The 21,929-nt window shown below is 71.1% G+C and carries 25 protein-coding genes; 13 read left to right on the top strand and 12 right to left on the bottom strand.

The window, feature by feature from the left end; all coding sequences use genetic code 11:
• Positions 1 to 6 precede the first annotated feature (6 nt).
• The 6 genes from EHW97_RS07720 to EHW97_RS07695 are packed head-to-tail and all read right to left on the bottom strand — an operon-like array spanning position 7 to position 4,528.
• Positions 7 to 1,509, bottom strand: coding sequence for a sodium/solute symporter (locus tag EHW97_RS07720; RefSeq protein WP_124236587.1), 1,503 nt, complete (start codon positions 1,507 to 1,509; stop codon positions 7 to 9).
• Positions 1,506 to 1,895, bottom strand: a complete 390-nt coding sequence (locus EHW97_RS07715) for a DUF485 domain-containing protein (protein ID WP_124236586.1) — start codon at positions 1,893 to 1,895, stop codon at positions 1,506 to 1,508. The genes EHW97_RS07720 and EHW97_RS07715 overlap by 4 nt, the downstream gene beginning before the upstream one ends.
• Positions 1,892 to 2,617 (bottom strand): LytR/AlgR family response regulator transcription factor, encoded by a 726-nt coding sequence (locus EHW97_RS07710; RefSeq protein WP_208001943.1) that lies wholly within the window; start codon positions 2,615 to 2,617, stop codon positions 1,892 to 1,894. Before EHW97_RS07710 ends, EHW97_RS07715 begins: the two co-directional genes overlap by 4 nt.
• 38 nt (positions 2,618 to 2,655) lie before the next feature.
• A complete protein-coding gene (locus EHW97_RS07705; protein WP_208001942.1) occupies positions 2,656 to 3,264 on the bottom strand; it encodes a CbiQ family ECF transporter T component in 609 nt (202 codons plus the stop codon).
• Positions 3,261 to 3,944: an energy-coupling factor ABC transporter ATP-binding protein gene (locus EHW97_RS07700; RefSeq protein ID WP_243696343.1), complete on the bottom strand. Its 684-nt coding sequence runs from the start codon at positions 3,942 to 3,944 to the stop codon at positions 3,261 to 3,263. Before EHW97_RS07700 ends, EHW97_RS07705 begins: the two co-directional genes overlap by 4 nt.
• Positions 3,941 to 4,528, bottom strand: a complete 588-nt coding sequence (locus EHW97_RS07695; RefSeq protein WP_124236585.1) for a biotin transporter BioY — start codon at positions 4,526 to 4,528, stop codon at positions 3,941 to 3,943. Before EHW97_RS07695 ends, EHW97_RS07700 begins: the two co-directional genes overlap by 4 nt.
• 66 nt (positions 4,529 to 4,594) lie before the next feature.
• Between EHW97_RS07695 and EHW97_RS07690 the strand changes: the two genes are divergently transcribed.
• Positions 4,595 to 5,086: a TetR/AcrR family transcriptional regulator gene (locus tag EHW97_RS07690; protein ID WP_124236584.1), complete on the top strand. Its 492-nt coding sequence runs from the start codon at positions 4,595 to 4,597 to the stop codon at positions 5,084 to 5,086.
• Between the two features lie 161 nt (positions 5,087 to 5,247).
• The gene (locus tag EHW97_RS07685) at positions 5,248 to 6,186 is read left to right on the top strand and encodes a hypothetical protein (protein WP_124236583.1); all 939 of its coding nucleotides are present in this window, start codon (positions 5,248 to 5,250) and stop codon (positions 6,184 to 6,186) included.
• Between the two features lie 85 nt (positions 6,187 to 6,271).
• On the opposite strand, the gene EHW97_RS07680 is transcribed toward EHW97_RS07685, so the two are convergent.
• The 3 genes from EHW97_RS07680 to EHW97_RS07670 are packed head-to-tail and all read right to left on the bottom strand — an operon-like array spanning position 6,272 to position 9,595.
• Positions 6,272 to 7,729, bottom strand: a complete 1,458-nt coding sequence (locus tag EHW97_RS07680) for a GuaB1 family IMP dehydrogenase-related protein (protein WP_124236582.1) — start codon at positions 7,727 to 7,729, stop codon at positions 6,272 to 6,274.
• Between the two features lie 47 nt (positions 7,730 to 7,776).
• Positions 7,777 to 8,907: a sensor histidine kinase gene (locus EHW97_RS07675; RefSeq protein ID WP_124236581.1), complete on the bottom strand. Its 1,131-nt coding sequence runs from the start codon at positions 8,905 to 8,907 to the stop codon at positions 7,777 to 7,779.
• A gap of 4 nt (positions 8,908 to 8,911) precedes the next feature.
• Positions 8,912 to 9,595, bottom strand: a complete 684-nt coding sequence (locus EHW97_RS07670; RefSeq protein WP_124236580.1) for a methyltransferase domain-containing protein — start codon at positions 9,593 to 9,595, stop codon at positions 8,912 to 8,914.
• A gap of 48 nt (positions 9,596 to 9,643) precedes the next feature.
• On the opposite strand from EHW97_RS07670, the gene EHW97_RS07665 reads away from it, so the two are divergent.
• Entirely contained in the window at positions 9,644 to 10,357 is a 714-nt protein-coding gene (locus tag EHW97_RS07665) for a Fic family protein (RefSeq protein ID WP_124236579.1), read from the top strand.
• A 226-nt stretch (positions 10,358 to 10,583) separates the two neighbouring features.
• Here EHW97_RS07665 and EHW97_RS07660 read toward each other — a convergent pair whose 3' ends face one another.
• Complete coding sequence (locus tag EHW97_RS07660; protein ID WP_124236578.1) at positions 10,584 to 11,381, bottom strand: HAD family hydrolase; 798 nt, start codon at positions 11,379 to 11,381, stop codon at positions 10,584 to 10,586.
• A gap of 137 nt (positions 11,382 to 11,518) precedes the next feature.
• Here EHW97_RS07660 and ssd point away from each other — a divergent pair, with 137 nt between their 5' ends.
• From ssd to EHW97_RS07620, 8 genes are all read left to right on the top strand, one after another.
• A complete protein-coding gene (gene ssd / locus EHW97_RS07655) occupies positions 11,519 to 12,550 on the top strand; it encodes a septum site-determining protein Ssd (protein WP_124236577.1) in 1,032 nt (343 codons plus the stop codon).
• Between the two features lie 5 nt (positions 12,551 to 12,555).
• Complete coding sequence (locus EHW97_RS07650; RefSeq protein ID WP_124236576.1) at positions 12,556 to 13,713, top strand: TadA family conjugal transfer-associated ATPase; 1,158 nt, start codon at positions 12,556 to 12,558, stop codon at positions 13,711 to 13,713.
• Positions 13,710 to 14,510, top strand: a complete 801-nt coding sequence (locus EHW97_RS07645) for a type II secretion system F family protein (protein ID WP_124236575.1) — start codon at positions 13,710 to 13,712, stop codon at positions 14,508 to 14,510. The genes EHW97_RS07650 and EHW97_RS07645 overlap by 4 nt, the downstream gene beginning before the upstream one ends.
• A gap of 119 nt (positions 14,511 to 14,629) precedes the next feature.
• Positions 14,630 to 15,196 (top strand): type II secretion system F family protein, encoded by a 567-nt coding sequence (locus tag EHW97_RS07640; protein ID WP_166367436.1) that lies wholly within the window; start codon positions 14,630 to 14,632, stop codon positions 15,194 to 15,196.
• Between the two features lie 108 nt (positions 15,197 to 15,304).
• A complete protein-coding gene (locus tag EHW97_RS07635; RefSeq protein WP_124236573.1) occupies positions 15,305 to 15,484 on the top strand; it encodes a DUF4244 domain-containing protein in 180 nt (59 codons plus the stop codon).
• A 56-nt stretch (positions 15,485 to 15,540) separates the two neighbouring features.
• The gene (locus EHW97_RS07630; protein WP_124236572.1) at positions 15,541 to 15,783 is read left to right on the top strand and encodes a DUF4244 domain-containing protein; all 243 of its coding nucleotides are present in this window, start codon (positions 15,541 to 15,543) and stop codon (positions 15,781 to 15,783) included.
• Positions 15,784 to 15,797: 14 nt separating this feature from the next.
• Positions 15,798 to 16,115 carry a TadE family type IV pilus minor pilin gene (locus EHW97_RS07625; RefSeq protein ID WP_124236627.1) on the top strand — a complete coding sequence of 106 codons (318 nt, stop codon included), beginning with the start codon at positions 15,798 to 15,800 and terminating at the stop codon, positions 16,113 to 16,115.
• Positions 16,112 to 16,465: an Rv3654c family TadE-like protein gene (locus tag EHW97_RS07620; protein ID WP_124236571.1), complete on the top strand. Its 354-nt coding sequence runs from the start codon at positions 16,112 to 16,114 to the stop codon at positions 16,463 to 16,465. Before EHW97_RS07625 ends, EHW97_RS07620 begins: the two co-directional genes overlap by 4 nt.
• Here EHW97_RS07620 and EHW97_RS07615 read toward each other — a convergent pair.
• Positions 16,446 to 18,761 (bottom strand): DEAD/DEAH box helicase, encoded by a 2,316-nt coding sequence (locus tag EHW97_RS07615; protein ID WP_243696342.1) that lies wholly within the window; start codon positions 18,759 to 18,761, stop codon positions 16,446 to 16,448. The genes EHW97_RS07620 and EHW97_RS07615 overlap by 20 nt on opposite strands.
• 103 nt (positions 18,762 to 18,864) lie before the next feature.
• Between EHW97_RS07615 and EHW97_RS07610 the strand changes: the two genes are divergently transcribed.
• Positions 18,865 to 19,209, top strand: a complete 345-nt coding sequence (locus EHW97_RS07610) for an STAS domain-containing protein (RefSeq protein ID WP_124236569.1) — start codon at positions 18,865 to 18,867, stop codon at positions 19,207 to 19,209.
• Positions 19,206 to 20,684 (top strand): DUF7059 domain-containing protein, encoded by a 1,479-nt coding sequence (locus tag EHW97_RS07605; RefSeq protein WP_166367434.1) that lies wholly within the window; start codon positions 19,206 to 19,208, stop codon positions 20,682 to 20,684. The genes EHW97_RS07610 and EHW97_RS07605 overlap by 4 nt, the downstream gene beginning before the upstream one ends.
• A gap of 18 nt (positions 20,685 to 20,702) precedes the next feature.
• Here the strand turns inward: EHW97_RS07605 and EHW97_RS07600 are convergent, their stop codons facing one another.
• Entirely contained in the window at positions 20,703 to 21,896 is a 1,194-nt protein-coding gene (locus EHW97_RS07600) for an MFS transporter (RefSeq protein WP_166367433.1), read from the bottom strand.
• Positions 21,897 to 21,929: the final 33 nt, after the last annotated feature.

The raw sequence follows: 21,929 nt of genomic DNA, 5'->3' as shown, positions 1-21,929 counted from the left end.
CGCCGCTCACCCGCGGTCGAGGGGGAGGTGCTCGGGGGTGTGGAGGCGCACCATCGTGCGCGAGACGTCGGCGGGGACGCGCGAGCGCGTGGCGAGCGACACGCCGATCATCAGCGCGAATCCGATCGGCACCGACCACGCCGCCGGCTGCGACATCAGCGTCCCGACTACCCCCTCGGGACGAGCGACGAGGGTCAGGATCGGCGCCGATGTCGCGGCCAGTCCCCCGCCGACGAGACCGGCGATGGCCCCTGCCGCGGTCAGTCCGCGCCACCAGATCCCGAGCACCAGCAACGGGCAGAAGGTCGAGGCGGCCAGCGCGAACGCGAACACGACCGAGTTGGCGACCGGGATCGGCTGTGCCAGCAGTGCCAGCACCAGCGGTACGGCCACGCAGAGCACCGCCGCCCATCGCAGCGCGGTGACGGGTGCCAGCCGGCCGCGCCAGGGCCCGCGGCGGGCGAGGCCCTGACCGACGACACCGGCGAGGGCCATGGTCACGCCCGACGACGTGGAGAGGAAGGCCGCGAAGGCGCCCGCCATGAGCAGGGCGGCGAGGGCGTCACCAGCGACGCCGCCGAGGATCCGGGTCGGCAGCTCCAGCACCACCGTGTCCGCAGCACCGGAATCGACGAGGTCGGGTGCGTAGACGCGACCGAGTACGCCGTACAAGGTCGGCAGCAGGTAGAACGCGCCGAGCAGCGCGAGCACGATGAGCGTGGTCCGCCGTGCGGCCCGCCCGTCGGGGTTGGTGTAGAAGCGGACGACGACGTGCGGCAGGCCCATCGTGCCGAGGAACGTGGCGATGATGATCGAGTAGGTCCGGTACAGACTCTCCGGCGTCGCGGCTCCGAGCGGCTCGAACCACTGCTCCGGCGCGATCGGCGGCGGGGTCCCGTCGCCGCGCCAGGCGAACAGCAGGAAGACCAGCGGGACGAGCATCGCCGTGAGCTTGAGCCAGTACTGGAACGCCTGCACGAAGGTGATGCTGCGCATGCCGCCGGAGACGACGTTGATCACCACGATGACGGCCACGAGCGCCGTGCCCACCCACGACGGCGCGCCCGTGGTCGCGCGGACGGTGAGCCCAGCGCCTTGGAACTGCGGCATGAGATACAGCCAGCCGACGATGACCACGAGCCATGTCGACGCGAGCCGGGCGCCGTCCGAACGCACGCGCACCTGCGCGAAGTCGGGGATCGTGTACGCGCCGGAGCGCCGCAGCGGCGCGGCGACGAACACCAGCAGCAGGAGGTATCCGGTCGTCCAGCCGATCGGGTACCAGAGCATGTCGGCACCGAAGGTCAGCACGAGTCCGGCGATGCCGAGGAACGAGGCGGCCGACAGATACTCGCCACTGATCGCCGAGCCGTTCAGCGCCGGCGTGACCGTGCGCGAGGCGACGTAGAAGTCGCTCGTCGTGCGGCTGATGCGCAGTCCGAGCGCTCCGATCGTCACCGTCGCGATGGCGACGACGACGATCGCGGTGATGGCCGCGCCCGGGCTCATCCAGGCTCCGTCTCGTCGTTCTCGGATTCGACGAGGGCGATGAAGTCGGACTCGGCGCGCTCGGCGTACCGGACGTACAACCAGCCGAGCAGCAACACCGCCGGGTATACCGCGATCCCGAGGAGGATCCAGGGCAGGGGCACCCCCAGGACCGACGCATCACCGACCGCGGGCAGGACGAGGAAGACCAGGGGGAGGGCGCCGACGGTCAGTGCGAGGGTCGCGAGCACGGTCAGCGCGGCGCGCAGTTGCGAGCGGACGAGGCTGCGGATGTACACCTGTCCCACGCTGGTCGACTCGTCGATCTCCTGCCGGACCGAGCGGGGGACGTGAGTGGGCGCCGTCGTGAGCGGATTGGTGATGCGGTGGCGCCGCGGCTCGGTCATGGCGTGTACTCGCCGATCAACTCGCGCAGGTCGCGCTGATGACGCCGCGACACCGGAAGTTCGACGGTGCCCTCACCGCGCGGCACGACGACCGTGGTGCGCCCGTCGTGCGAGCGTGCCTCGCGCAGGTGCGCGCGGTTGACCAGGATGCTGCGATGGATGCGATGGAAACCGGCGTCGTGCCACTCATCGGCCAAGGCGCTCAGCGCAGCACGGATGAGGTGGCTCGACCCGTCGAGCAGGTGAAGGCGGACGTAGTCGCCCTGTGCCTCCGCGTGCGTGACGTGCGAGCGGGAGACGAACCGGGTCACGCCGGCGAGTTCGACGGCGATGGTGTCGTCCGGTGAGGCCGCGTCCGGTCCCTGCGAGGCCCGCCGGATGCTCTCGCGGAGCCGTTCCTCGCGGATGGGTTTGAGCAGGTAGTCCACGGCGTCCAGCTCGAAGGCCTCGACCGCGTGGGCGTCGTGAGCCGTGACGAAGATGATCTGCGGCGGCTGCCGGAACCGCCCGAGGAGCCGCGCGATCTCGATGCCGGTGAGCCCGGGCATCGCGATGTCGAGGAACACCAGATCGATGTCGCCGCGCTCCAGTCGCCGCAGCGCCTCGGTGCCTGAATGGGCGGTGGCCACCGACGCGATCCGGTCGTCACGGCCGAGGAGCCACACGAGCTCGTCGAGCACGGGTTGCTCGTCGTCCACGACGAGGGTGCGCAGGCCAGTCACCCCAGTGATCGTAGTCACATGCGAGGCCTGCGGCAGCGTCAGTCGTCGCCGATGCCGCGCGCGTGGAGCGCAGCCCCGGTCTCGCGGGCTTGGGCCACGGCCCGCAGGACGAGGGGAGTCGCATAGGCGCGCGGGTTGCGCTCGAGGCCGCGGGCACGGGCGGCCGAGTGCGTCTCGTGAGCGAGTTCGAGCATGCGCGGCAGCGCGGCGAGGACGAGGGCGAAGGCGAGCCCGATCCGCTCCGGGTCGGCGCCGAGACGTCGCCATGGGCGCGCCGCCCGGGTGATCGTGTCGACCATGGCGTCGGTGGGCGTGGTCGCCGTGACCACGGTTGCCGCGACGATGAGCGCCAGGAGGCCGGCGACGACCTCGAGCCCGCGGTCGATGCCGTTCTGCCACGCCTGGAACGCGAACAACGCGACGGCGATCAAGGCGAAGGTCCGCAGCGTCTGCGCGAGTTCTCGTACCGTCAGCCCGGCGATCACCGCCACGACGAGGGCGACGCCGAGCAGCGCGAGGGTGAGGCCGGCTCCGGGGACGGCGATGACGACCACCGCGAACGCCACCAGACCCAGCAGCTTGGTGCCGGGCCGGAGCCGGTGCAGCGGACTGGTGCCGGGACGGTGCATGCCGAGCGGGGAATTCACACCAGACTCCGATAGTGCGCGACGGCGTCGGCCGGGGAGCCGTCGAAGACGACCTGGGCGTCGTCGACCACGAGGGCGCGGTCGCAGCGCTCGGCGAGCTCGAGGTCATGGGTGACGATGACGACCTGCTGGTCCAACGCCATGAGGAGGTCGCCGACGATGCGGCTGTTGCGCAGGTCGAGCAGCGTCGTCGGCTCGTCGGCGACGAGGACCGAGGGTTCGGTGGCGAGCACGCTCGCCAGTGCCAGCAGTTGCTTCTGGCCGCCCGAGAGGGTGTGGACGCTCCGGTCGCCGAGGTCATCGAGGCCGAAGCGAGCGAGGACGTCGATCGCGGCGAGGCGCCGTTCCTGAGTTCCGCGATGCCGTCGACGCAGGGAGAGCGCGACGTCCTCGACGACGGTCGGCATGACAAGTTGCGCGGCCGGGTCGGTGAACACGAAACCGACCCGGCGGCGCACGGCGGCACCGTCGCGCCGCACGTCCAGATCGTCGACGAGCACCCGCCCCTCGGTGGGTTCGACGAGCCCGTTGATCATCCGCGCGAAGGTCGATTTCCCCGAGCCGTTCGCGCCGATCACCGCGATCCGGCGCTCGGTCAGCGTCACCGTCGTCGGGCGCAGGACGACGACGTCGCCGCCCGGATCGGACGCGATGAAGCCGGCCTCGTCGAAGAGGATCACCGGCGGGGCAGCAGATCGGGGAAGGCGCGGTGCACTGCGGTCGCGACGAAGGCCATGAGGAGATTCTTCACGACGTCACCGGGCCAGAACACGACGTCGGTGGTGAAGGCCGCCGCGAGACTGAGGTCGGCGCGCCACATCAGCCCGGCGATGCCGAGCGTATGGATGAGTAGCGCGCTGCTGCCGAGCCCGGCGAGGAACACCAGAGGCACGCTGGTGGCGATCTTGCCGCGCGGGAGCCGCTCGACGATGGCTCCGCACAGGGCCGCCGCGAGCGGGAAGCCCGCCAGGTACCCGACGGTCGGACCGGCGAACGGCGCCAGGCCGGCGGCTCCACCCGCGAAGACCGGGATGCCGACGGCGCCGACGGCGAGGTAGAGCAGCACGGCCAGGAAGCCGCGTTTCGCCCCGAGGACGGCCCCCGTGAGCAGGACACCGAACGTCTGCAGGGTGATCGGCACGAGCCCCGCGCCGACGTTGATCGCCGGCAGCAGCGAGCACGCCGCGATGAGCGCCGCGAACGAGGCGACGAGGGCGAGGTCGGTCGTGGTGCCGCGGCGGGGCGCGGTGGCGGTCTCGGACATGGGGCTCCTCGGCGACTGAACGGTGTTCACCTGAACGCTGTTCAGGCTAGCCGATAGGATGGCGCCATGGCCAACAGCCTCCCCGATGTCGTCGCCGCGGCACTGCGCGTGCTGGACTCGTACGGCTTGGAGTTCTGCTCGATGCGGCGGGTGGCGGCGGAGCTCGAGGTGCAGCCCAGTGCCCTGTACCACCACGTTCCGAACAAGCAGTCGCTGCTCGCCCTGATGGCCGACGAGATCGTCCGCGACGTGGACGGGGAGGACCCGCGGGCGCTGTGCCACGCGTTGCGTGACGCCATGCTCGCGATCCGCGACGGCGCCGAGGTGGTGGCGACCGCCTCGGCCTTCCGGCTCGGTGTGTCCGAGGTGCAGAAACGTCTCGCGGACCTCGTCGGCGACGACGCGGCGCGCACCCTGCTGCTCTACGTCTTCGGGCACGCCCAGTCGACCCAGACGCACCGCCAGGCCAGCGCCGTCGGCGCCATCGACGAGGACCCCGATCTCGATCCCTCCTTCGACCGAGGCCTCACCCTCATCCTCGCCGGCCTGGGGCGGTGACTTAGCGTCCGTTCTCCGGCGGCGCCGGTGGGTATCCGTCCGTTTCCGCGAGCGAAATGGACGCACACCCACCGCCCTGCTGACTGTCCCCAGCCTCGGGCTATCCACAGGGCGCGCGAGCAGGGGTGGAGAGGGTGAGCCTTCCGGTGCTCACTGAGGGCATGACTCGACCGATTCCGGAGGCTCTCATGAGCGGCCCGTTCACTGTGGAACAGGCTCGAGAACTCGGCGTCACCGAGAAGATGTTGCGTGGCAAGCGTTTCGTCCGGCTTCTACCGCGCGTCTGGGCCGTCGCCGATCAACCCCTCACGCACCGGCATTGGCTCGACGCGGCTCGCCTCGCACTTCCGGAGCGGGCGAAGCTGAGTCACCTCAGCCGCATCCATTACCTCGGGCTCGAGCTCGGGTCTTCGGCACCGTTCCACTTCACGGTGGCGGGAGACCTTCACCTCGACCTTCCGAAGGTGTTCCTCCATCGCACGGAGGTCATGCCGCCGGTCGATGACATCGGGGTCACCCCCGCCGCCGCGTTCATTCAGGCGTGCGCAACCGAACGGTTGGTCGACCTCATCGTCGTCGGCGATTGGCTCTTGCAGCGCGAGCTGATGACGATCGAGGAGGTGGTCTGGCTTGCGCGTGAGCAATCCTGGCGCCCGGGAGCCGCGCAAGCGACGCGTGTCGTGCCGTGGCTCGACGCGCGGAGTGCCTCGCCGAAGGAGTCAGAGGTACGCGCGTATCTGGTCTTCGCCGGACTTCCCAGCCCCGAGCCGAACGCTCCCGTGTACGACGGCGACCAGCTCGTCGGCATCGTCGACCTGCTGTACCGCGCCTGGTGGCTCGCGCTGGAGTACGAGGGCCGTCAGCATGCGTTCGACACCGGTCAGTTCGCTCGCGACATCGAGCGCTACTCCCAATTTCGGGCGCTGTCGCTCGCGTACGTGCAGATCACGGCGTCGATGGCGGCGCGTCCTCGCGCGCTCGTCACGCGCGTGCACCACCTGCTGCGCGAGCGAGGTTACGACGGACCCGCTCCTGTCTTCGGCGCCCTGTGGAACTCGCTTTTCCGTCCTGTCCGCAGTGCGACTCGACAGCGGCGGTGACTCAGCGTCCGTTCAGTGCCCCGAAATGGACGCTAGATCACCGGTGGCCGGAAAAATCGGACGCTAACTCACCGCCCGGCCCGGGTCACCAGCTGGCGTGGAGCGGGCGTCCCTCGTCGTAACCGGCGGTGGACTGGATGCCGACGATGGCGCGCTCGCGGAACTGCGAGAGGTCGCGAGCTCCGGCGTACGTGAAGCTCGAGCGCACACCGGCGGTGATCTGGTCGATGAGGTCCTCGACGCCGGGACGTTCCGGATCCAGGTACATGCGCGAGGTCGAGATGCCCTCCTCGAACAGCGCCATGCGCGCCTTCTCGAAACCGGCGGCATCGCGCGTGCGGTTGGCGACGGCGCGTGACGACGCCATGCCGAACGACTCCTTGTAGGCGCGACCGTCGGAGGCGATGTTGAGGTCGCCGGGGCTCTCATGCGTGCCGGCGAACCACGAGCCGATCATGACGCTGCCGGCGCCTGCGGCGAGGGCGAGCGCGACGTCGCGCGGGAACCGTACGCCGCCGTCGGCCCACACGCTCGCGCCGAGCGCAGCGGCCTCCTCGGCGCACTCCAGCACGGCCGAGAACTGCGGGCGTCCCACACCGGTCATCATGCGCGTCGTGCACATCGCGCCCGGGCCGACGCCGACCTTGACGATGTCCGCGCCGGCCTCGACGAGTTCGCGCGTGCCGGCGGCCGAGACGACGTTGCCGGCCGCGATCGGGATGCGCCGCCCGGTGGCCTCCGCGTGTCCGTCGCGCACCTCGCGCACCACTCGCAGCGCTTCGAGCATCTTGTCCTGGTGGCCGTGCGCCGTGTCGACGACGAGCACGTCGATGCCGAGCTCGACGAGGGACTGCGCCTTGCCGCGGACGTCGCCGTTGATGCCGACCGCCGCACCGACGACGAGCCGGCCTTCCGGGTCCAGCGCGGGTGTGTAGATCGTCGAGCGCAACGCACCCTTGCGGGTGATGACGCCGACGAGTCGACCGCCGTCGAGCACCGGCGCGAACGGCACGTGCTGGGCGGAGAGATCGTTGAAGTACTCGCGCGGATCGCGCCCCGCCTCCACGGTGAACACGTCGGTGCGCATGACCTCGCGCACCTGGGCGAACCGGTCGATCTCGGCGCCGTCGCGCGGGGTGACGACCCCGACGAGCTTGTCGCCGTCGACGACCACCGCACCGCCGTGGGCGCGCTTGGGAATGAGGTTGAGCGCCTCACCGATCGTCATCGTGGGATCGACCGTGACCGGAGTGTCGAAGACCGGATGCGCGCCCTTGACCTGGGCGACGGTCGAGGCGACGACATCGACGGGGATGTCCTGCGGAAGGATCGCGATGCCCCCGCGGCGCGCCACGGTCTCGGCCATGCGGCGCCCGGAGATCGCCGTCATGTTGGACACGACGAGCGGCAGCGTCGTGCCGGTGCCGTCGGTCGCGGAGAGGTCGACGTCGAAGCGGCTGGTGACGTCGGACCGGCTCGGCACCATGAAGACGTCGCTGTACGTCAGATCGTGCGTCGGCAGCTGACCGTTGAGGAACTTCACCTGACGAGTCTACGTGCCGAAGCCGCACGGAAGCCGCGAGTTCGGGCTCACTCGACGCCGGGCGCGAACTTCGGCACACGCACGGTCACTTTGGTGCCGAGGCCGACGCCGGTCTCGACGACGATGCCGTGATCGTTGCCGTAGACGGTGCGCAGTCGCTCGTCGACATTGGCCAGTCCGACTGAGGGCGAGCCGGTCCGCCCTGAGAGCGCGTCGCGCACGGTGTCGGGGTCCGAGCCGACGCCGTCGTCCTCGATCGTGATGACGCATTCGGCGCCGGCGTCCTCGGCGACGACGGTGATGGTGCCGGTGCCGTCCTTCTTCTCCAGCCCATGCCGCACGGCGTTCTCCACCAGCGGCTGCACCGACAAGAACGGCACCGTCACGTTCAGGACTTCCGGCGCCACTCGGGTGACGACGCGAAGCCGATCGCCGAAGCGGGCCTTCTCGAGCACGAGGTAGCGCTCGATCGACCGCAGTTCCTCCGCGAGCGTCGTGAATTCGCCGTGCTGACGGAACGAGTACCGGGTGAAGTCGGCGAACTCGAGCAGAAGTTCACGGGCACGCTCGGGATCCGTGCGCACGAACGAGGCGATCGCGCCGAGCGAGTTGTAGATGAAGTGCGGTGAGATCTGGGCACGCAGCGCGCGCAGCTCGGCCTCCATGAGGGCCGTGCGCGAGGCGTCGAGTTCGGCGAGCTCCAGCTGGCTCGACACCCAACGGGCGACCTCGGTCGCGGTACGTGCAAGCCCGGCCGACGGAGCGTCGTCGACCGCGACGATCGTGCCGACGACGCGGTCCTCCACGGTCAGCGGCGCGACGATGACATGCCCGGACGCCTGGGGACGGCCGCTGTCGAGCACGTCCGCCACGACCGATCCGGCCTGGTCCCACGCGTCGCCACCCGTCCACGCGAGCGGGCCGTGCGAGTCGGTGAGACCGACGGTGCGTGCGCCGAGCAGCGAGCGAAGGTAGGGGAGGGCGCGGCTCGCGGTGTCGGCGGTGAGTCCGCCGCGGAGCGCCGGCGCCGCGAGCGAGGCGGTGTGGAGCGTCGCGTACGTCGCGCGTTCCTCCGGGGAGCCGAGCCCCGTCCGGCGTCCCAGCAGCCACCAGCGCAGCAGCAGCGCCGTGACGACGACGGCGAGCAGGAGTGCCGCGAGCAACAGGAGGTCGGCCATCGGCTCAGTGGAAGTCGATGAGCACCGTGTCCGGCGGCTCCGGCTCGGCGGCCAGCTGGGACTTGTCCACGCGGGCGCGCAGGCACTGGGTCTCGTGCCGCAGGCGAAGCGACCCGGTCTGCTCGCCGTACTCCCGCCACAGGTCGTGCACCGCGCTCAGTGCCGAGCCCGGCACGGTCGGGTGCTTGGTCGACTCGGCGAACCGCATGAGGGTGGGGAAGTCGAGCTCCTGCCAGGCGTTGAACTCCTGGCTCTCTGGCGGATGGAAGAGTCCGGAGGCGGTGAAGGTGTCGACCGGTGCGATCGATCCGGAGCGGTCGCCCGTGATGGTGCGGAGCTTGCGCATCCATGGGATGGAGTCGTCGTAGCGGCGGGCCATCGTGGAGAGGAGTCCGTCGTCGACCAGCACGCGGGCGTACTCGGCCAGGGCGGCCACCTCGTCATTGAGCTCGGGGGCGACGACGGCGTCGAAGCTGCGGGAGCGGAACGGCAGGTAGTCGCCTTGCGAGCGGACATAGGCGATGTGCCGGTGGCGGATCGTGGTGACGTCATCGCCGACGATCGTGACGTCGTGCCCCTGGTCGGCCAGCTCGTAGGCGAGCGGCCCGTCGCCGATGTGCAGCACGAGGGCGAGCCGGTCACCGACCAGCCATTTCATGGCCCGGGCCACGGGGACGACATCGTTCACCCTGCGAGCGTATCGGGGCTCGGGAGACCCGGAAGGTACGCTTCGGGCGTGTCCGATCCGTTCATCGCTGCGGCCTCGCTCGAAGGCGTCCCCTCGGCGTTCAACGCCGCTCGTGACGGCATCGACGCGGTGCTCCGCGACCGTGGTCTGCGCCGCAGCACACCCGAGGACACAGCCCGTGCGCTCCTGCTCGGGGCGTGGGCCACGGCCTCGCTCGAGGGATCGTCCTACTCCGTCGATGAGCTGTCCGCGGGCGAAGGTGACGCGACGGCTCGAGGCGCGGTGCGGCTGTCGACCGAGCTGCTCGGCCTGCTGCCGACGTGGCAGCGGTCGCCGGTGCAGGCGCTTGCCCGGCTCCATGCGATCGCCGCTGCCGGGAGCGTCCCCGACGAGGACCTCGGCCGGCCGATCAACCCCGACGGCGTGGCCCGCCTGACCGCCCTCGCCCGGATGCTCGCGACGCCCACCCGGGCGCCGGCGCTCGTCGTCGCCGCACTCGTGCACGCCGAGATCGCCGACGCCGGCGCGTTCGTGTCGCACAACGGCGTGGTGGCGCGCGCGGCCGAGCGGCTCGTGTGGGTCGCGAAGGGGGTTGATCCTGCCTCGGTCACGGTGCCGGAGGCGGGCCATGTGGGAGACGCGCCCGCGTACTTCGCCGCATTGAAGGGCTACGGACGCGAGGAGACGGGCGTGCACCAGTGGCTGCTGCACGCGGCAGAGGCAGCGACCCGCGCCGCCGAAGCCTCGCCGCTCGCGCGGTGATCCGGAGGTGGCGTGACAGAAGTGGCGGCGCCGCCCTCGCGTAGAGAGTGACGCCGCCGACCCGGAAACCTGGCTACCAGGCGTGCTTCCGTCAAATCATCGCCGCGGGGCCGCGATGCGGGTATCCCGAGACGATTTCCCTGTGCACGGGTTGATCGCCGCGTGGGTACCGGGTTCCGGGTGCTCGGAGTGGTGCTGACTCCAGCATGCCCGAGTGTGACCTGAATCACAAGTTGCGGCGGCGGGACAGTATCCCCGCGATCGCGGCACCGACCAGAGAGACCGATGCCGCCGCGCCCACCGCAGCCATGGCCTTGCCGGTCGGAGTACTGAGAGCCAGCGGATTCTGCAAGGCCACGGGCCGGGCGAACGTGAGCACGGGCCACCCCTCGGCCTCCGCGCGCTGCCGCAGCACCTTGTCGGGGTTGACCGCGAACGGGTGACCGACGGTCTCGAGCATCGCGATGTCGGTCTCGGAGTCGGAGTAGGCGAAGCTCGCGTCGAGGTCGTAGCCCTCGGTCTGGGCGAGTTCGCGGATCAGGCGCGCTTTCCCCGGCCCGTAGGCGTACTCGAGGATCTCTCCGGTGTACCGGCCGTCCTCGATCTCGAGCTGCGTCGCGATGACGCGGTCCACGCCGAGCATCGCGCCGATGGGTTCGACGACCTCGCTGCCGGACGCGGAGACGATGACGACGTCGCGACCGGCAGCGTGGTGCGACTCGATGAGTTCGACGGCCTCGGCGTAGACGATCGGGTCGATGATGTCGTGCAGGGTCTCGGAGACCACCTGGCGAACCGTCTCGACGTCCCAGCCGGCGACCATGCTCGTCAGGTAGGAGCGCATGGCCTCCATCTGCTCGTGGTCGGCACCGCTGGAGGCGAACACGAATTGGGCGTACGCGCTGCGCAATACTGCGCGCCGGGTGAGCAGGCCCTCGGCGAACAGCGGACGGCTGAACGCAAGAGTGCTGGACCTGGCGATGATCGTCTTGTCCAGGTCGAAGAAGGCTGCCGCGCGCCCCATGAGGTCAGCGTAATGGCTGGCCCCGACGTACCGCGCCGGTTCGCGCGCGTCGTCCACAGAATGTCGCGCTCCGCACCTGTCCACAGCAGCGCCCTCGCCCCTAGCGCTCACGTGCCCGGCGCCGCCACGGTGGCGTCATGTCATCGATCGCTGTGGTCACCGAGCAGGCGGACATCGCCGAGCGCGGCCAGCGCTGGGGCGCCGCCGTGCAGGCCCACGTCGACATCGTCCACGGTCCCGATGCGCTGCACCGCTCGTGGCGACGTTCCGAGGCGGTCATCGTCGATGCTGCGGCACTCGCGTGGGTGCGGTCGCTGGCTGTGCCACGGCGTGACCACGTGCTCGTCCTCGCCGAGTCGCCGGACGCGGCGGTCTGGGCCGACGCGCTCGCCCTCGGTGCGGTCGGAGTGTGGGAACGGCACGAGGACGACGCGGTCACCGGTGCGCTGACCCGCGCCGTCGACGGGCGCGGCGAGGCCTGCGTCCTCGCGGTCGTGGGAGCGAGCGGCGGCGTCGGGGCGTCCACCCTCGTGGTGGCGTGTGCGCAGTTGGCGCACCGTCGCGGCGCCAGCGCGCTGGCCGTCGACGGCGACCCGGACGGCCCCGGTCTCGATCTCGTGGCCGGCTTCGAGCACCGCGAGGGCCTCCGGTGGGACGAGATCACCCTGACCGACGGGCACGTCGCCGCCCGCTCGCTGTCCGAGGCGTTACCGCACAGCGGAGCGCGCGTGCTGTCATTCGGCCGGTCGGGCCGGGCGTCTCTCGATCCCGGGCCCGTGCTCACCGCTGCGCAGCGAGGCTTCGATCTCGTCGTCGGGGATCTGCCGCGCCACACCCTCGGGTTACCGGGACTCGGCGCCGATCTGCTGTCCCGCTCGTTGGCCGCCGTGCTGGTCGTCCCCGAGCACGTCACCGGGCTCGCCGCTGCTGAGCGGATCGTGGCCGAACTGGAGGGGCGCAGCGACCGCCTGCTCGTCATCAGCCGTGCCGTGAGCGGAGGTCTCGGGCCCGGGCAGGTCGAACGCGGTCTGGGCCTGCCCGTCTTGGCGAGGATCCGGCCCACGAAGGCGCTCGGGCAGGACGTCGAACGCGGACGTGGCCCGATGCGCTCGCGCATGGTGCGTGCGGTCGCCGGCAAAGTCCTCGACGCGGTCGGGATCGAGGCGTGACGGGGATGGACACAGCCCTGATCGACCAGGTCCGCCGACGCCTCACCGAACGTGGTGACGAGCCGACTCCTGCGACGGTTGCTGCGGCGCTCCAGGCCGACCATCGGCTCCTCGGCACTCAGCACGTCCTCGCGATCGTGGACCGGCTCCGCGACGAGACGCACGGTGCGGGCGTGCTGGCGCCCCTGTTGCAGATCCCCGGGGTCACCGACGTCCTGGTGAACGGCGCGTCCGACGTGTTCATCGATCGCGGGCAGGGGGTGGAGCGGCAGTCGATCACCTTCAGCGACGAGAGCGAGGTGCGCCGGCTGGCGCAGCGCCTGGCGGCGCACGCTGGACGGCGACTCGACGACGCCAGCCCCTGGGTCGACGCCAGGCTGCCCGATGGCACGCGCGTCCACGCGGTGCTGGCTCCGCTCGCGCGTCCCGGTACCACGATCTCGTTGCGCGTCCCGGCGCGTCGTCGGTTCTCGCTCGACGACCTCCGGACGGCGGGCTCGGTATCCGCTCGATTCGCCGACACCCTCCGCCAGCTCGTCGCCGCGCGGGTCGCCTTCGTGGTCACCGGGGGCACCGGGACGGGTAAAACCACTGTCCTCGCCGCGCTGCTGGGCGAGGTTCCCGGCGACGAGCGCATTGTGCTCGTCGAGGACGCGAGCGAACTGCGTCCCCACCACTCCCACGTCGTGGGGCTGGAGGCTCGTCCCGCCAACGTCGAGGGTGCGGGCCTGGTCACCGTCCGCGACCTCGTGCGCCAAGCACTGCGGATGCGGCCGGACCGGCTGGTCGTGGGTGAGGTGCGCGGCGCGGAGGTCGTGGACCTGCTCGCTGCGCTGAACACCGGTCATGAGGGCGGATGCGGCACCGTGCACGCCAACTCTCCGGGCTCGCTTCCGGCCCGGCTCGAGGCACTCGGCGTCGCGGCCGGCCTGAGCCGCTCGGCGGTTCACAGCCAGGTCGTGGCGGGGGTGCGGGTGGTCGTGCACGTCGCCCGAGACCCGCTCCTCGGCGGGCAGCGGGTCGTCCAGCAGATCGCGGTCCTGCATCCCGATGCCGACGGTTGGGCGCGGGTCGCGCCCGCACTCACGCGCACCGGCGACGGAAGCGATGTCGAAGGGCCGGGGCTTGCCGGGTTGCGGGACGCGCTCGACGAGGCCTCATGACGGTCCTCGCTGCGGTCGGCGTCGGGCTCGCCGTCCTCGCCTGGAAGCCGTCACCCGGCTGGGTCGTGGCGACGCGGTTGCACCGGACCGTGCAGCTGCCGCGCACGCGGCTTGCCGGCGGTGCGATCGTGGCGCTCGGACCGGTGGCCGGTGCCGTCGCGGTCTCCATGCGCCCCGCACTCCTACTCGTCGCCGGGGTGGGGACCGGGGTCGCGGTGTTCGCGTTGCGCCGGTGGCGCCGCGCCCGACGCCGTGCTGCAGCCGCGCGCCGGGAGGCCGAGGTGTGCGAGCTGGTCCTCGTTCTCGCTGCCGCCTTGCGTGCCGGACTTCCCGCTCCCACGGCGCTCGCACAGGTGGCTCGCGAGTTCCCGATGCTGCTCCCCGTCGCCCACGCGGCCCGGCTGGGCGGTGACGTTCCCGGGGCCCTGCATCACCAGAGCCGCGGCGAGGGCGGCAGCGCCCTGGCACGACTGTCCGCGGCGTGGAAGGTCGCCGAGACGAGCGGCGCACCGTTGGCCGCGGTGCTCGACCGCCTCACCGTCACCGAGCGCGAGGAGCGGGACGTGCGGCGGGAAGTCGAGGCAGGTGTCGCTCCCGCCCGAGCGACCGCCGTGCTCATGGCCACGTTGCCGGTCTTCGGTCTCCTGCTCGGGTCGGGGCTGGGCGGCGATCCGGTGCACCTGATCCTCGACAATCTGCTCGTCGCGGGCGTCGTCGCGGTCGGTGTCGCGCTCGCCTGCCTGGGCGTGTGGTGGATCGACCGCATCGCCGACGGAGCGGAGCGGGGCGCCGCATGACGGTCGTGGCGCTGGTCTGTGCGGCCGCCGCCGCGTATACGGCAGTCCCCGGTGGGGCCGCCGGCCGATGGCGGGCATTACGCAGTCCGAAACGGCGCGCGCGGAAGCTCCCACTTCCCATGATCGCGGGTGTGCTGGCTCCGTTCCTCGGTTTCGCGTTGGCCGGAGTATGGGGAGGGATTCTCGGTGGTGTGGTCGCGCCCGTCGTCGCTCGAGCCGTCGATCGGTTGGAACCGGCCTCGCGTCGCCGTGAACGGCGACTCGCCGCTGAGCAGTTGCCGTTAGCCGTCGACCTCACGGCGGCGGCTGTGGCGGGCGGGGTCCCGGTCCAACGAGCCATCGCCCTGGTGGCTGAGGCGATGCCACCGCCCCTCGGACCCCAGCTGGAGTCAGTGGCGCGCAGTCTGCTGGTCTCCGCCGATGCAGTCGACGCGGGCGGCGGCAGCCCGCTCGCCCCTTTGGTCCGGGCGCTTCAGCGAGCCGCCACCAGCGGCGTGCCCATCGTCGCGGTGCTCGACGACACCGCACGTGAGCTGCACCGCGATCGCCAGGCCTCTCGTCGCGATGCCGCGCGCCGGGTCGGTGTGCGCACGGCCGCTCCGCTGGGGGTGTGCTTCCTGCCGGCCTTCTTCCTCGTCGGCATCGTGCCCGCGCTCGTCGGGGCCTTCACGAGCATCTCGTGGTGAACCGTGCACACCTCGACCTCCGTCCACAGCTCCGGAGTTCCTTCGCCGACGACAGCCACCCGGCGTGATGTTCCGGTGTCAGTGTTTCCGACTCCCCTGGAGGTTCCCATGGTCGTCCGTCTTCGTCGTCGTGCTCGAGAGCGCGGCATGTCCACCGCCGAGTACACCGTCGGCACGCTCGGCGCCTGCACCATCGGCGGTGTGCTCGTGAAGATCGGCCAGAGCGACTGGTTCGGCGATCTCGTCACCGGGCTCATCGAGAAGATCCCCGGTCTGCTGCCGTTCTGACCCGCCGGCCGGTGGCGTGCTCCGGTGCGCCGCCGGCCCCTTTCCGGAGGTGTTCGATGTATCGAGAGCCGTTCCGCACGCGTGCGGAGAAGGGGATGTCCACGGCCGAGTACGCGGTGGGCACGCTGGGTGCCGCCACGATCGCCGCGGTCCTCATCGGCCCGGGGAACCCGATCCTGACCTGGGTGCACGCCGTCTTCGAGCAGGTGCTCACGTCCATGTTCACGATGGAGCCCGGCGACTTCATGACGCTTCCCCAGGTCTTCTCCCGAGCGATCGAGAGTCTCTGGCCGTGGTGAGGCGCGAACGAGCGATGGTCACGGCGGAGACTGCGGTCGTGGCTCCCTTCGTGGCCGCTGCGCTCGCGGGGGCGGTGTGGCTCGCCTCGTTGGGGGTGGCGCAGTCCCGCGCCACGGACGCGGCGCGAGAGGCGGCACGGGCCATCGCCCGCGGTGAATCTGAGGGCTCCGCGACGGCTACCGCGCGGGACGTCGCGGCCGAGAACTCGCGGGTCGAGATCGACGTGGAGGGGGAGCGCGTCCGGGTGGAGGTCCACACCCCCGCGCAGCTGCCGCTCTTCGGCGGCATCGGCACGACGGTCAGCGCGGTGGCGGTGGGGCGAATCGAATGAGAGCCGAACGCGGAGTCGCGACCGTCACGGCGGTGGTCATCGGAGCGGTCCTCGTGCTGCTCGGTGTGGTGGGCCTGCAACTCGCCCAACTCATCGGGCTCCGGCACGAGGCGAGCGCCGGGGCTGACCTCGCCGCGCTCGCCGGCAGCCAAGCGAGCACCGAGGGTGACGACGGCTGCGAGGCGGCGCGCGACGTCGCGGAGGAGAACGGGGTCGCCCTGACCGCCTGTCGCATGGACGCCGACGTCGCCACGGTGACCGCGCGCGCGGAGAGTCCGCGCTGGTGGGGTGGACGCTGGGCGGTCGAGCAGCGGGCGCGTGCCGCGCCCGTCAGTTATCTGGAGCCGTGAGGTGACGCAGCAGCGCGTCGAGCAGTCGGATGGCGCCGGCCTTGTCGAGAGGCTGATTGCCGTTCCCGCACTTGGGCGAGACGACGCACGAAGGGCAGCCGTCGCGGCACTCGCAGGCGGCGATGGCGTCACGCGTCACCGTGAGCCACTGATCGGCGATCGCGAAGCCTCGCTCCGCAAACCCGGCACCGCCGGGGTGGCCGTCGTAGACGAACACCGTCAACTCGCCGGTCTGCGGGTGTAACGCCGTCGACAGCCCTCCGAGGTCCCACCGGTCACACGTGGCGAGCAGCGGGAGCAGGCCGATCGCGGCGTGCTCGGCGGCGTGCGCCGCGCCGGGGATCTGCTCGGGCTCCAGCACTTCCGACACGGTGTCGGAGGCGAGCGTCCACCACACCGCCGTGGTCGGCAACGTGCGCTCGGGCAACTCGACCGGTTCCTCGCCGAGGATGCGGCCGGACTGCCGGTCCCGCTTCGCGTACGAGGTGACTTGATGCGTCACCTCGACGTCACCGAAGCTCAGCCGGGCCGGTCCCTGAGGGCGTTCGTCGCGGGCCTGCGAGATGGTCACCGTCGTGGTGGAACGAGCACTCGTCGAGTAGGGGGCGTCGCCGCGGCGCACCACCGCGATGCCGTGCTCGAGGTCGTACTCCTCCACCGTGAACATGTCGCCCTGATGGACGTAGACCGCACCTTCGTGCACCTCTCCATCGGCCGCCGCGGCGTCCACGGTTCCCACCAGCCGGCCCGTGTCTGCGTCGACGATCTGCACCGGCGTGCCACCGGCGGAGCGAAGATCGGCGAGCTGCGACGCCCGTTCCCGGCTGGTCCAGAACCACCCGGCGGCACGGCGGCGAAGCATCCCGGCCGCCTCGAGAGCAGCCACGCCGTCGGCCGCGCGTTCTCCGAAGAGGTCGAGGTCGGACTCCGTGAGAGGGAGCTCCTGCGCGGCCGCCGCGAGGTGCGGCCCGAGCACGTAGGGATTGTCCGGATCGAAGACCGTCGCCTCGACAGGAGCGCCGAGCACCGCGTCGGGATGATGCACGAGGTAGGTGTCGATCGGCTCGTCGCGGGCGACGAGCACGTTCAGACTCGCGTGATCGACACCGCCGCGACCGGCCCGCCCGAACTGCTGCACGAGCCCCGCCCGGGTGCCCGGGAATCCGACGCTCACCACCGCGTCGAGTCCGGCGACGTCGATGCCCAACTCCAGAGCATTCGTGCTCGCGAGGGCGAGCAGGTCACCCGAGCGCAGCCGGTTCTCCAGTTCCCGGCGTTCCTCCGGTAGATATCCGCCGCGGTAGGTCGCCACCCGCCCGCGGAGGCCGGGATCGATCTCGTCGAGCCGCTCCTGCGCCACCGTGGCGAGTTGCTCGGCGCCCCGGCGCGAGCGGACGAAGCACAACGTCCGGGTCGCGTCGACGACGAGGTCGGTGACCACCTCGGCGGCCTCGGTGGTGGCGGACCGGCGGGTCGTCCCGGGGCCGTCGTCGCGCCCGGGCAGCAACGGCGGTTCCCAGAACACGGTGGTGCGCGGACCACGTGGTGAGGCGTCCTCGGTGACCGCCGCCAGCTCCACGCCGGTGAGCCTGCCCGCCGCGACCTGAGGATCGCTGACGGTCGCCGACAAGGCGATGAATTGCGGCGAGGCGCCGTAGTGCGCGCAGACGCGACGCAACCGGCGCAGCACCTGCGCGACGTGGGCGCCGAACACCCCGCGGTAGTGGTGGCATTCGTCGATCACGACGTACGTCAGCCCCGACCAGAACCGCGCCCACCGCGCATGTCCGGGCAGCAGGGTGTGGTGGAGGGTGTCGGGGTTGGTCAGCACGTACGTCGCGTGATCGCGAGCCCAGGCTCGCGCTTCGCGGGAGTTGTCGCCGTCGACGGTGGCGGCGCGCAGCCCGGGCCAGTCCGATGGCAGCCGACGGCATTGATCAGCGGCGAGAGCCTTGGTCGGCGAGAGATACAGCACCGTGGGGCGTTTGTGACCGGCGAGCGCGCGCCCGTCGCGGCCCTCGCTCAGCACCTGCATCGCGGGCGCGGTGAAGACGAGGGACTTGCCCGACGCGGTGCCCGTCGCGACGACGACATGCTCACCGCGTTCGAGATGGCGCAGCGCCTCGGCCTGATGCGCCCACAGCACCTCCGCGCCCTCGGCGGCGAAGTGCTCCCGGACCTCGGGACCGATCCAGGCGGGCCACGGCTCGACCACCGCCTCGCGGGCGGGCTCGTCGACGCGGTGGAGGATACGTTCGGCCCGGCGTTCCAGGAGCGACGGTGCGACAGTATCCACGACATCGAGTCTGACGCATGGCTGGTCATGTCGAGGGACGGCGGTGCGTCGTGGCACCTCACGTGGTTGAATAACCAGGTCTGCGAGGAGGAGAAGGGACACCATGGAGCTCTCGCTCACTGAACGCACTGCAGCGCCCCATCACATCATCGAGGTGGAGGGCGAAATCGACGTCTACACGGCGCCCAAGTTCCGGGAGGCCGTCGTAGCGGCCATCGACGCAGGCCATACGCGGTTGGTGATCGATATCGAGAACGTGGCGTTCCTCGACTCCACCGGTCTCGGCGTCCTCGTCGGCGCCCTGAAGCGGGTGCGCGCCGACGGCGGGTCCCTCGACATCATCTGCACGAGCGACCGGCTGCTGCGGATCTTCAGCATCACCGGGCTCGACAAGGTCTTCGGGCTTCACGAGTCGTACGAGGCGCTCGCCAACGCCGACTCCGCGTGAGTTTCGCCCCGCAGCTTCTTGACGACGCGCAGGTCGCGGGCCTGCGCGAACGACTCACTGGCTTCACGGTCGACGCCGTGCACGGTGTGCTCGGCGACGATGCCTGGTACGCGCTGGCGCGCAACGAGACCGTCCCCGCGCGGCGGGCGACGAGCGACGGCAGTCGGCTCTCCACGCTGATCCGGCTGTTCCAGTTGCAGATCCCGGTGCCGGCTTCCGCCGTCTATGCCGTCTTCGGCGACCTCGACGATCCGCTCATCGCGGCGGGGGTCCTGGTGCGCGAGGGCGACGACGTCCGCGCCGCGGTCGACATTCGCCCCTACGGCGATGAGGGCCACGACTGGTGGGTCGTCGCGGACCTGACCCCTGGGCTGGACGGTCGAGCCAGCGCGATGGACCCGTCCTATGTTCTCGGCATCAGCGAGGCGTCGTCGTCCCTGGCCCAGCTGACCGTGCGCGCCGATGTCGGTCGAGTCCTCGATCTGGGCACGGGCTGCGGTGTGCAGGCGCTGCACCTGTCGACGCATGCCCGGCAGGTCGTCGCGACCGACGTCAACCCGCGGGCCCTCCAGATGGCGCAGTTCACGGCCCGGCTCAACGGCCGAGACTTCGACGTCCGCGAGGGCAGCCTCTACGAACCCGTCGCCGGGGAGCAGTTCGATCTCATCGCGACGAACCCGCCGTTCGTCGTCTCACCGCCGGACGGCGCTCGTCTGGTGTACCGCGAAACGGAGTTCCCCGCGGACGACGTCGTGCGGCGCGTGGTGGCCGGGGCCGCGGATCATCTCGCGCCCGGCGGTTGGTGCCAGGTGCTCGCTGCCTGGGTGCACCGGGCAGGGGAGCCGTGGCAGGAGCGCCTGGCCTCGTGGATCGAACCGACCGGTCTCGACGCCTGGGTCGTGCAGCGTGAAGCCGCAGATCTGGCCACCTATGCCGAGATGTGGCTCGCGGACGCCGGCCTTCGCGGCGCCCCGGACTACGCGGAGCGCTACGACCGCTGGCTCTCCTGGTTCGACGAGCAGCGGATCGAGGCCATGGGCTTCGGCTGGATCTCCTTGCGCAAGGCCGAGCGCGCGTCGCCCGTCGTGCGCATCGAGGAGTGGACCGGCGAGGTCGGGCAGCCGATGGGCGCGGCCGTCCTCGACTGGGGTCGCCGGGTCGACGCCCTGGCGGAGACCGACGACGTGCTGAACCGACGCTGGCGCCTGGCCCCGGATGCCCGACAGGTGACGCACGGGCCGGTCGGTGCGACGGACCCGGCGACGATCACGGTGCACCTGGACCGCGGCCCGCGGCGGGTCGCGCAGGTGGACACGGTCGAGGCCGGACTGCTGGGCACCAGCGACGGCGACCTGACGCCGGGGCAGATCCTCGATGCGCTCGCCACGCTCCTGGGGCAGGACCGCGAACAGCTGCGCGCCACGTACGCACCCGTCGTGCGTGAACTCGTCGCCGACGGCTTCCTCGTTCCCTGAGTGAGCGCGAACGCGCCCTCAGTCCAGCGAGCGGACGACCTCGCTGCTGCCGAACCGCTGGCCGACCAGCGCGACAAGCGCGATGACCACCGCGATCCCGCCGCCGAGCGCGAAGCCGCCGGCCGCTCCGAAGTGGTCGATCGACCAGCCGATGAGCGGGGCGGCTGACGCGCCCCCGACGGTGAATGCGGTGCCCTGCCAGCCCATCGCCACTCCGCGGTTGCGTTCGTCGACGAGGTGGGTGATCCACTCGGTCGCCGCCGCGAGCGAAGGCGCGCACAAGAAGCCCGCAGGGATCGAGGCGATCGCGAGCACGAGCACCGAGTCGGCCAGTCCGATGGGGACGGTGAGCAGGCCCATCGCGAGGAGGAGATAGGTGGGCCGGATCGAGCGGCTCTGCGCCCCGTAGATGAGGCCGCCCAGCAACGAGGCCGCGCCCCAGCCGAAGTAGACGACACCCACCAGGCCGACCGCGTCGATCTCGCGCAGGGCGGCGATGATGCCGAGATCGGTGGCCATGAGCGCGAACATCGTGCCCGCCGACAGCGCGAACAGGTACCCGATGGTCGGCGACATCCAGCGCATGGGTGCCACCGGCTCCCCGGCCTCGGGCGTGACCTCGTCCGGGGTGGCAGAGCGCGTGGGCGGGTCCATGGCGAAGAAGATGAGGCCGGCCAGGACCGTGCACGCACCGACCAGGAGCAGCGCGATGACCGGGCTCGCCTGGACGACGAGCACGCCGCCGATCGCCGGACCGATGATGAACGCCGCCTCGCCGACCACGGTGTCGGCCGCGAAGGCGGTGCGCCGCTGCTCGATCGGCGCGAGGATGCCGAGCGCGAGCCGTGCGATCGTCTGGACCGGGATGAGGAACACGCCGGCCAGGAAGGCGACGGGGACGAGCCCCCAGAAGCCCACGAACGGGACGAGCGGATACAGCAGCACGACGGCGACGAGCGAGGGGATGAGCGCGCGGCGGACCCCGAAACGGTCGATGAGCTTGCCGCGCCACGGCGAACCGACGGCGGCGCCGATCGTCTCGCACGCGGCGATGATCCCCGCTTCGGCGTAGGTGCGATCGAGCCCCTCCACCACGTACAGGGTGAAGACGAGGGGCAGCGCCATCATGGGGATACGCGAGAAGAACGCGGCGACGAACAACATGCCGACCCGCGGGATCCGTAACAGGTCTCGATAGACCCCGAGCCTCACGAATGGATCTTGGCACGCGGCACTGACATGCTG

This window comes from Aeromicrobium camelliae (genome assembly GCF_003850045.1).
In the GTDB taxonomy this organism is placed as follows: domain Bacteria; phylum Actinomycetota; class Actinomycetes; order Propionibacteriales; family Nocardioidaceae; genus Aeromicrobium; species Aeromicrobium camelliae.
This window is presented reverse-complemented; position numbering and strand designations above follow the sequence as displayed.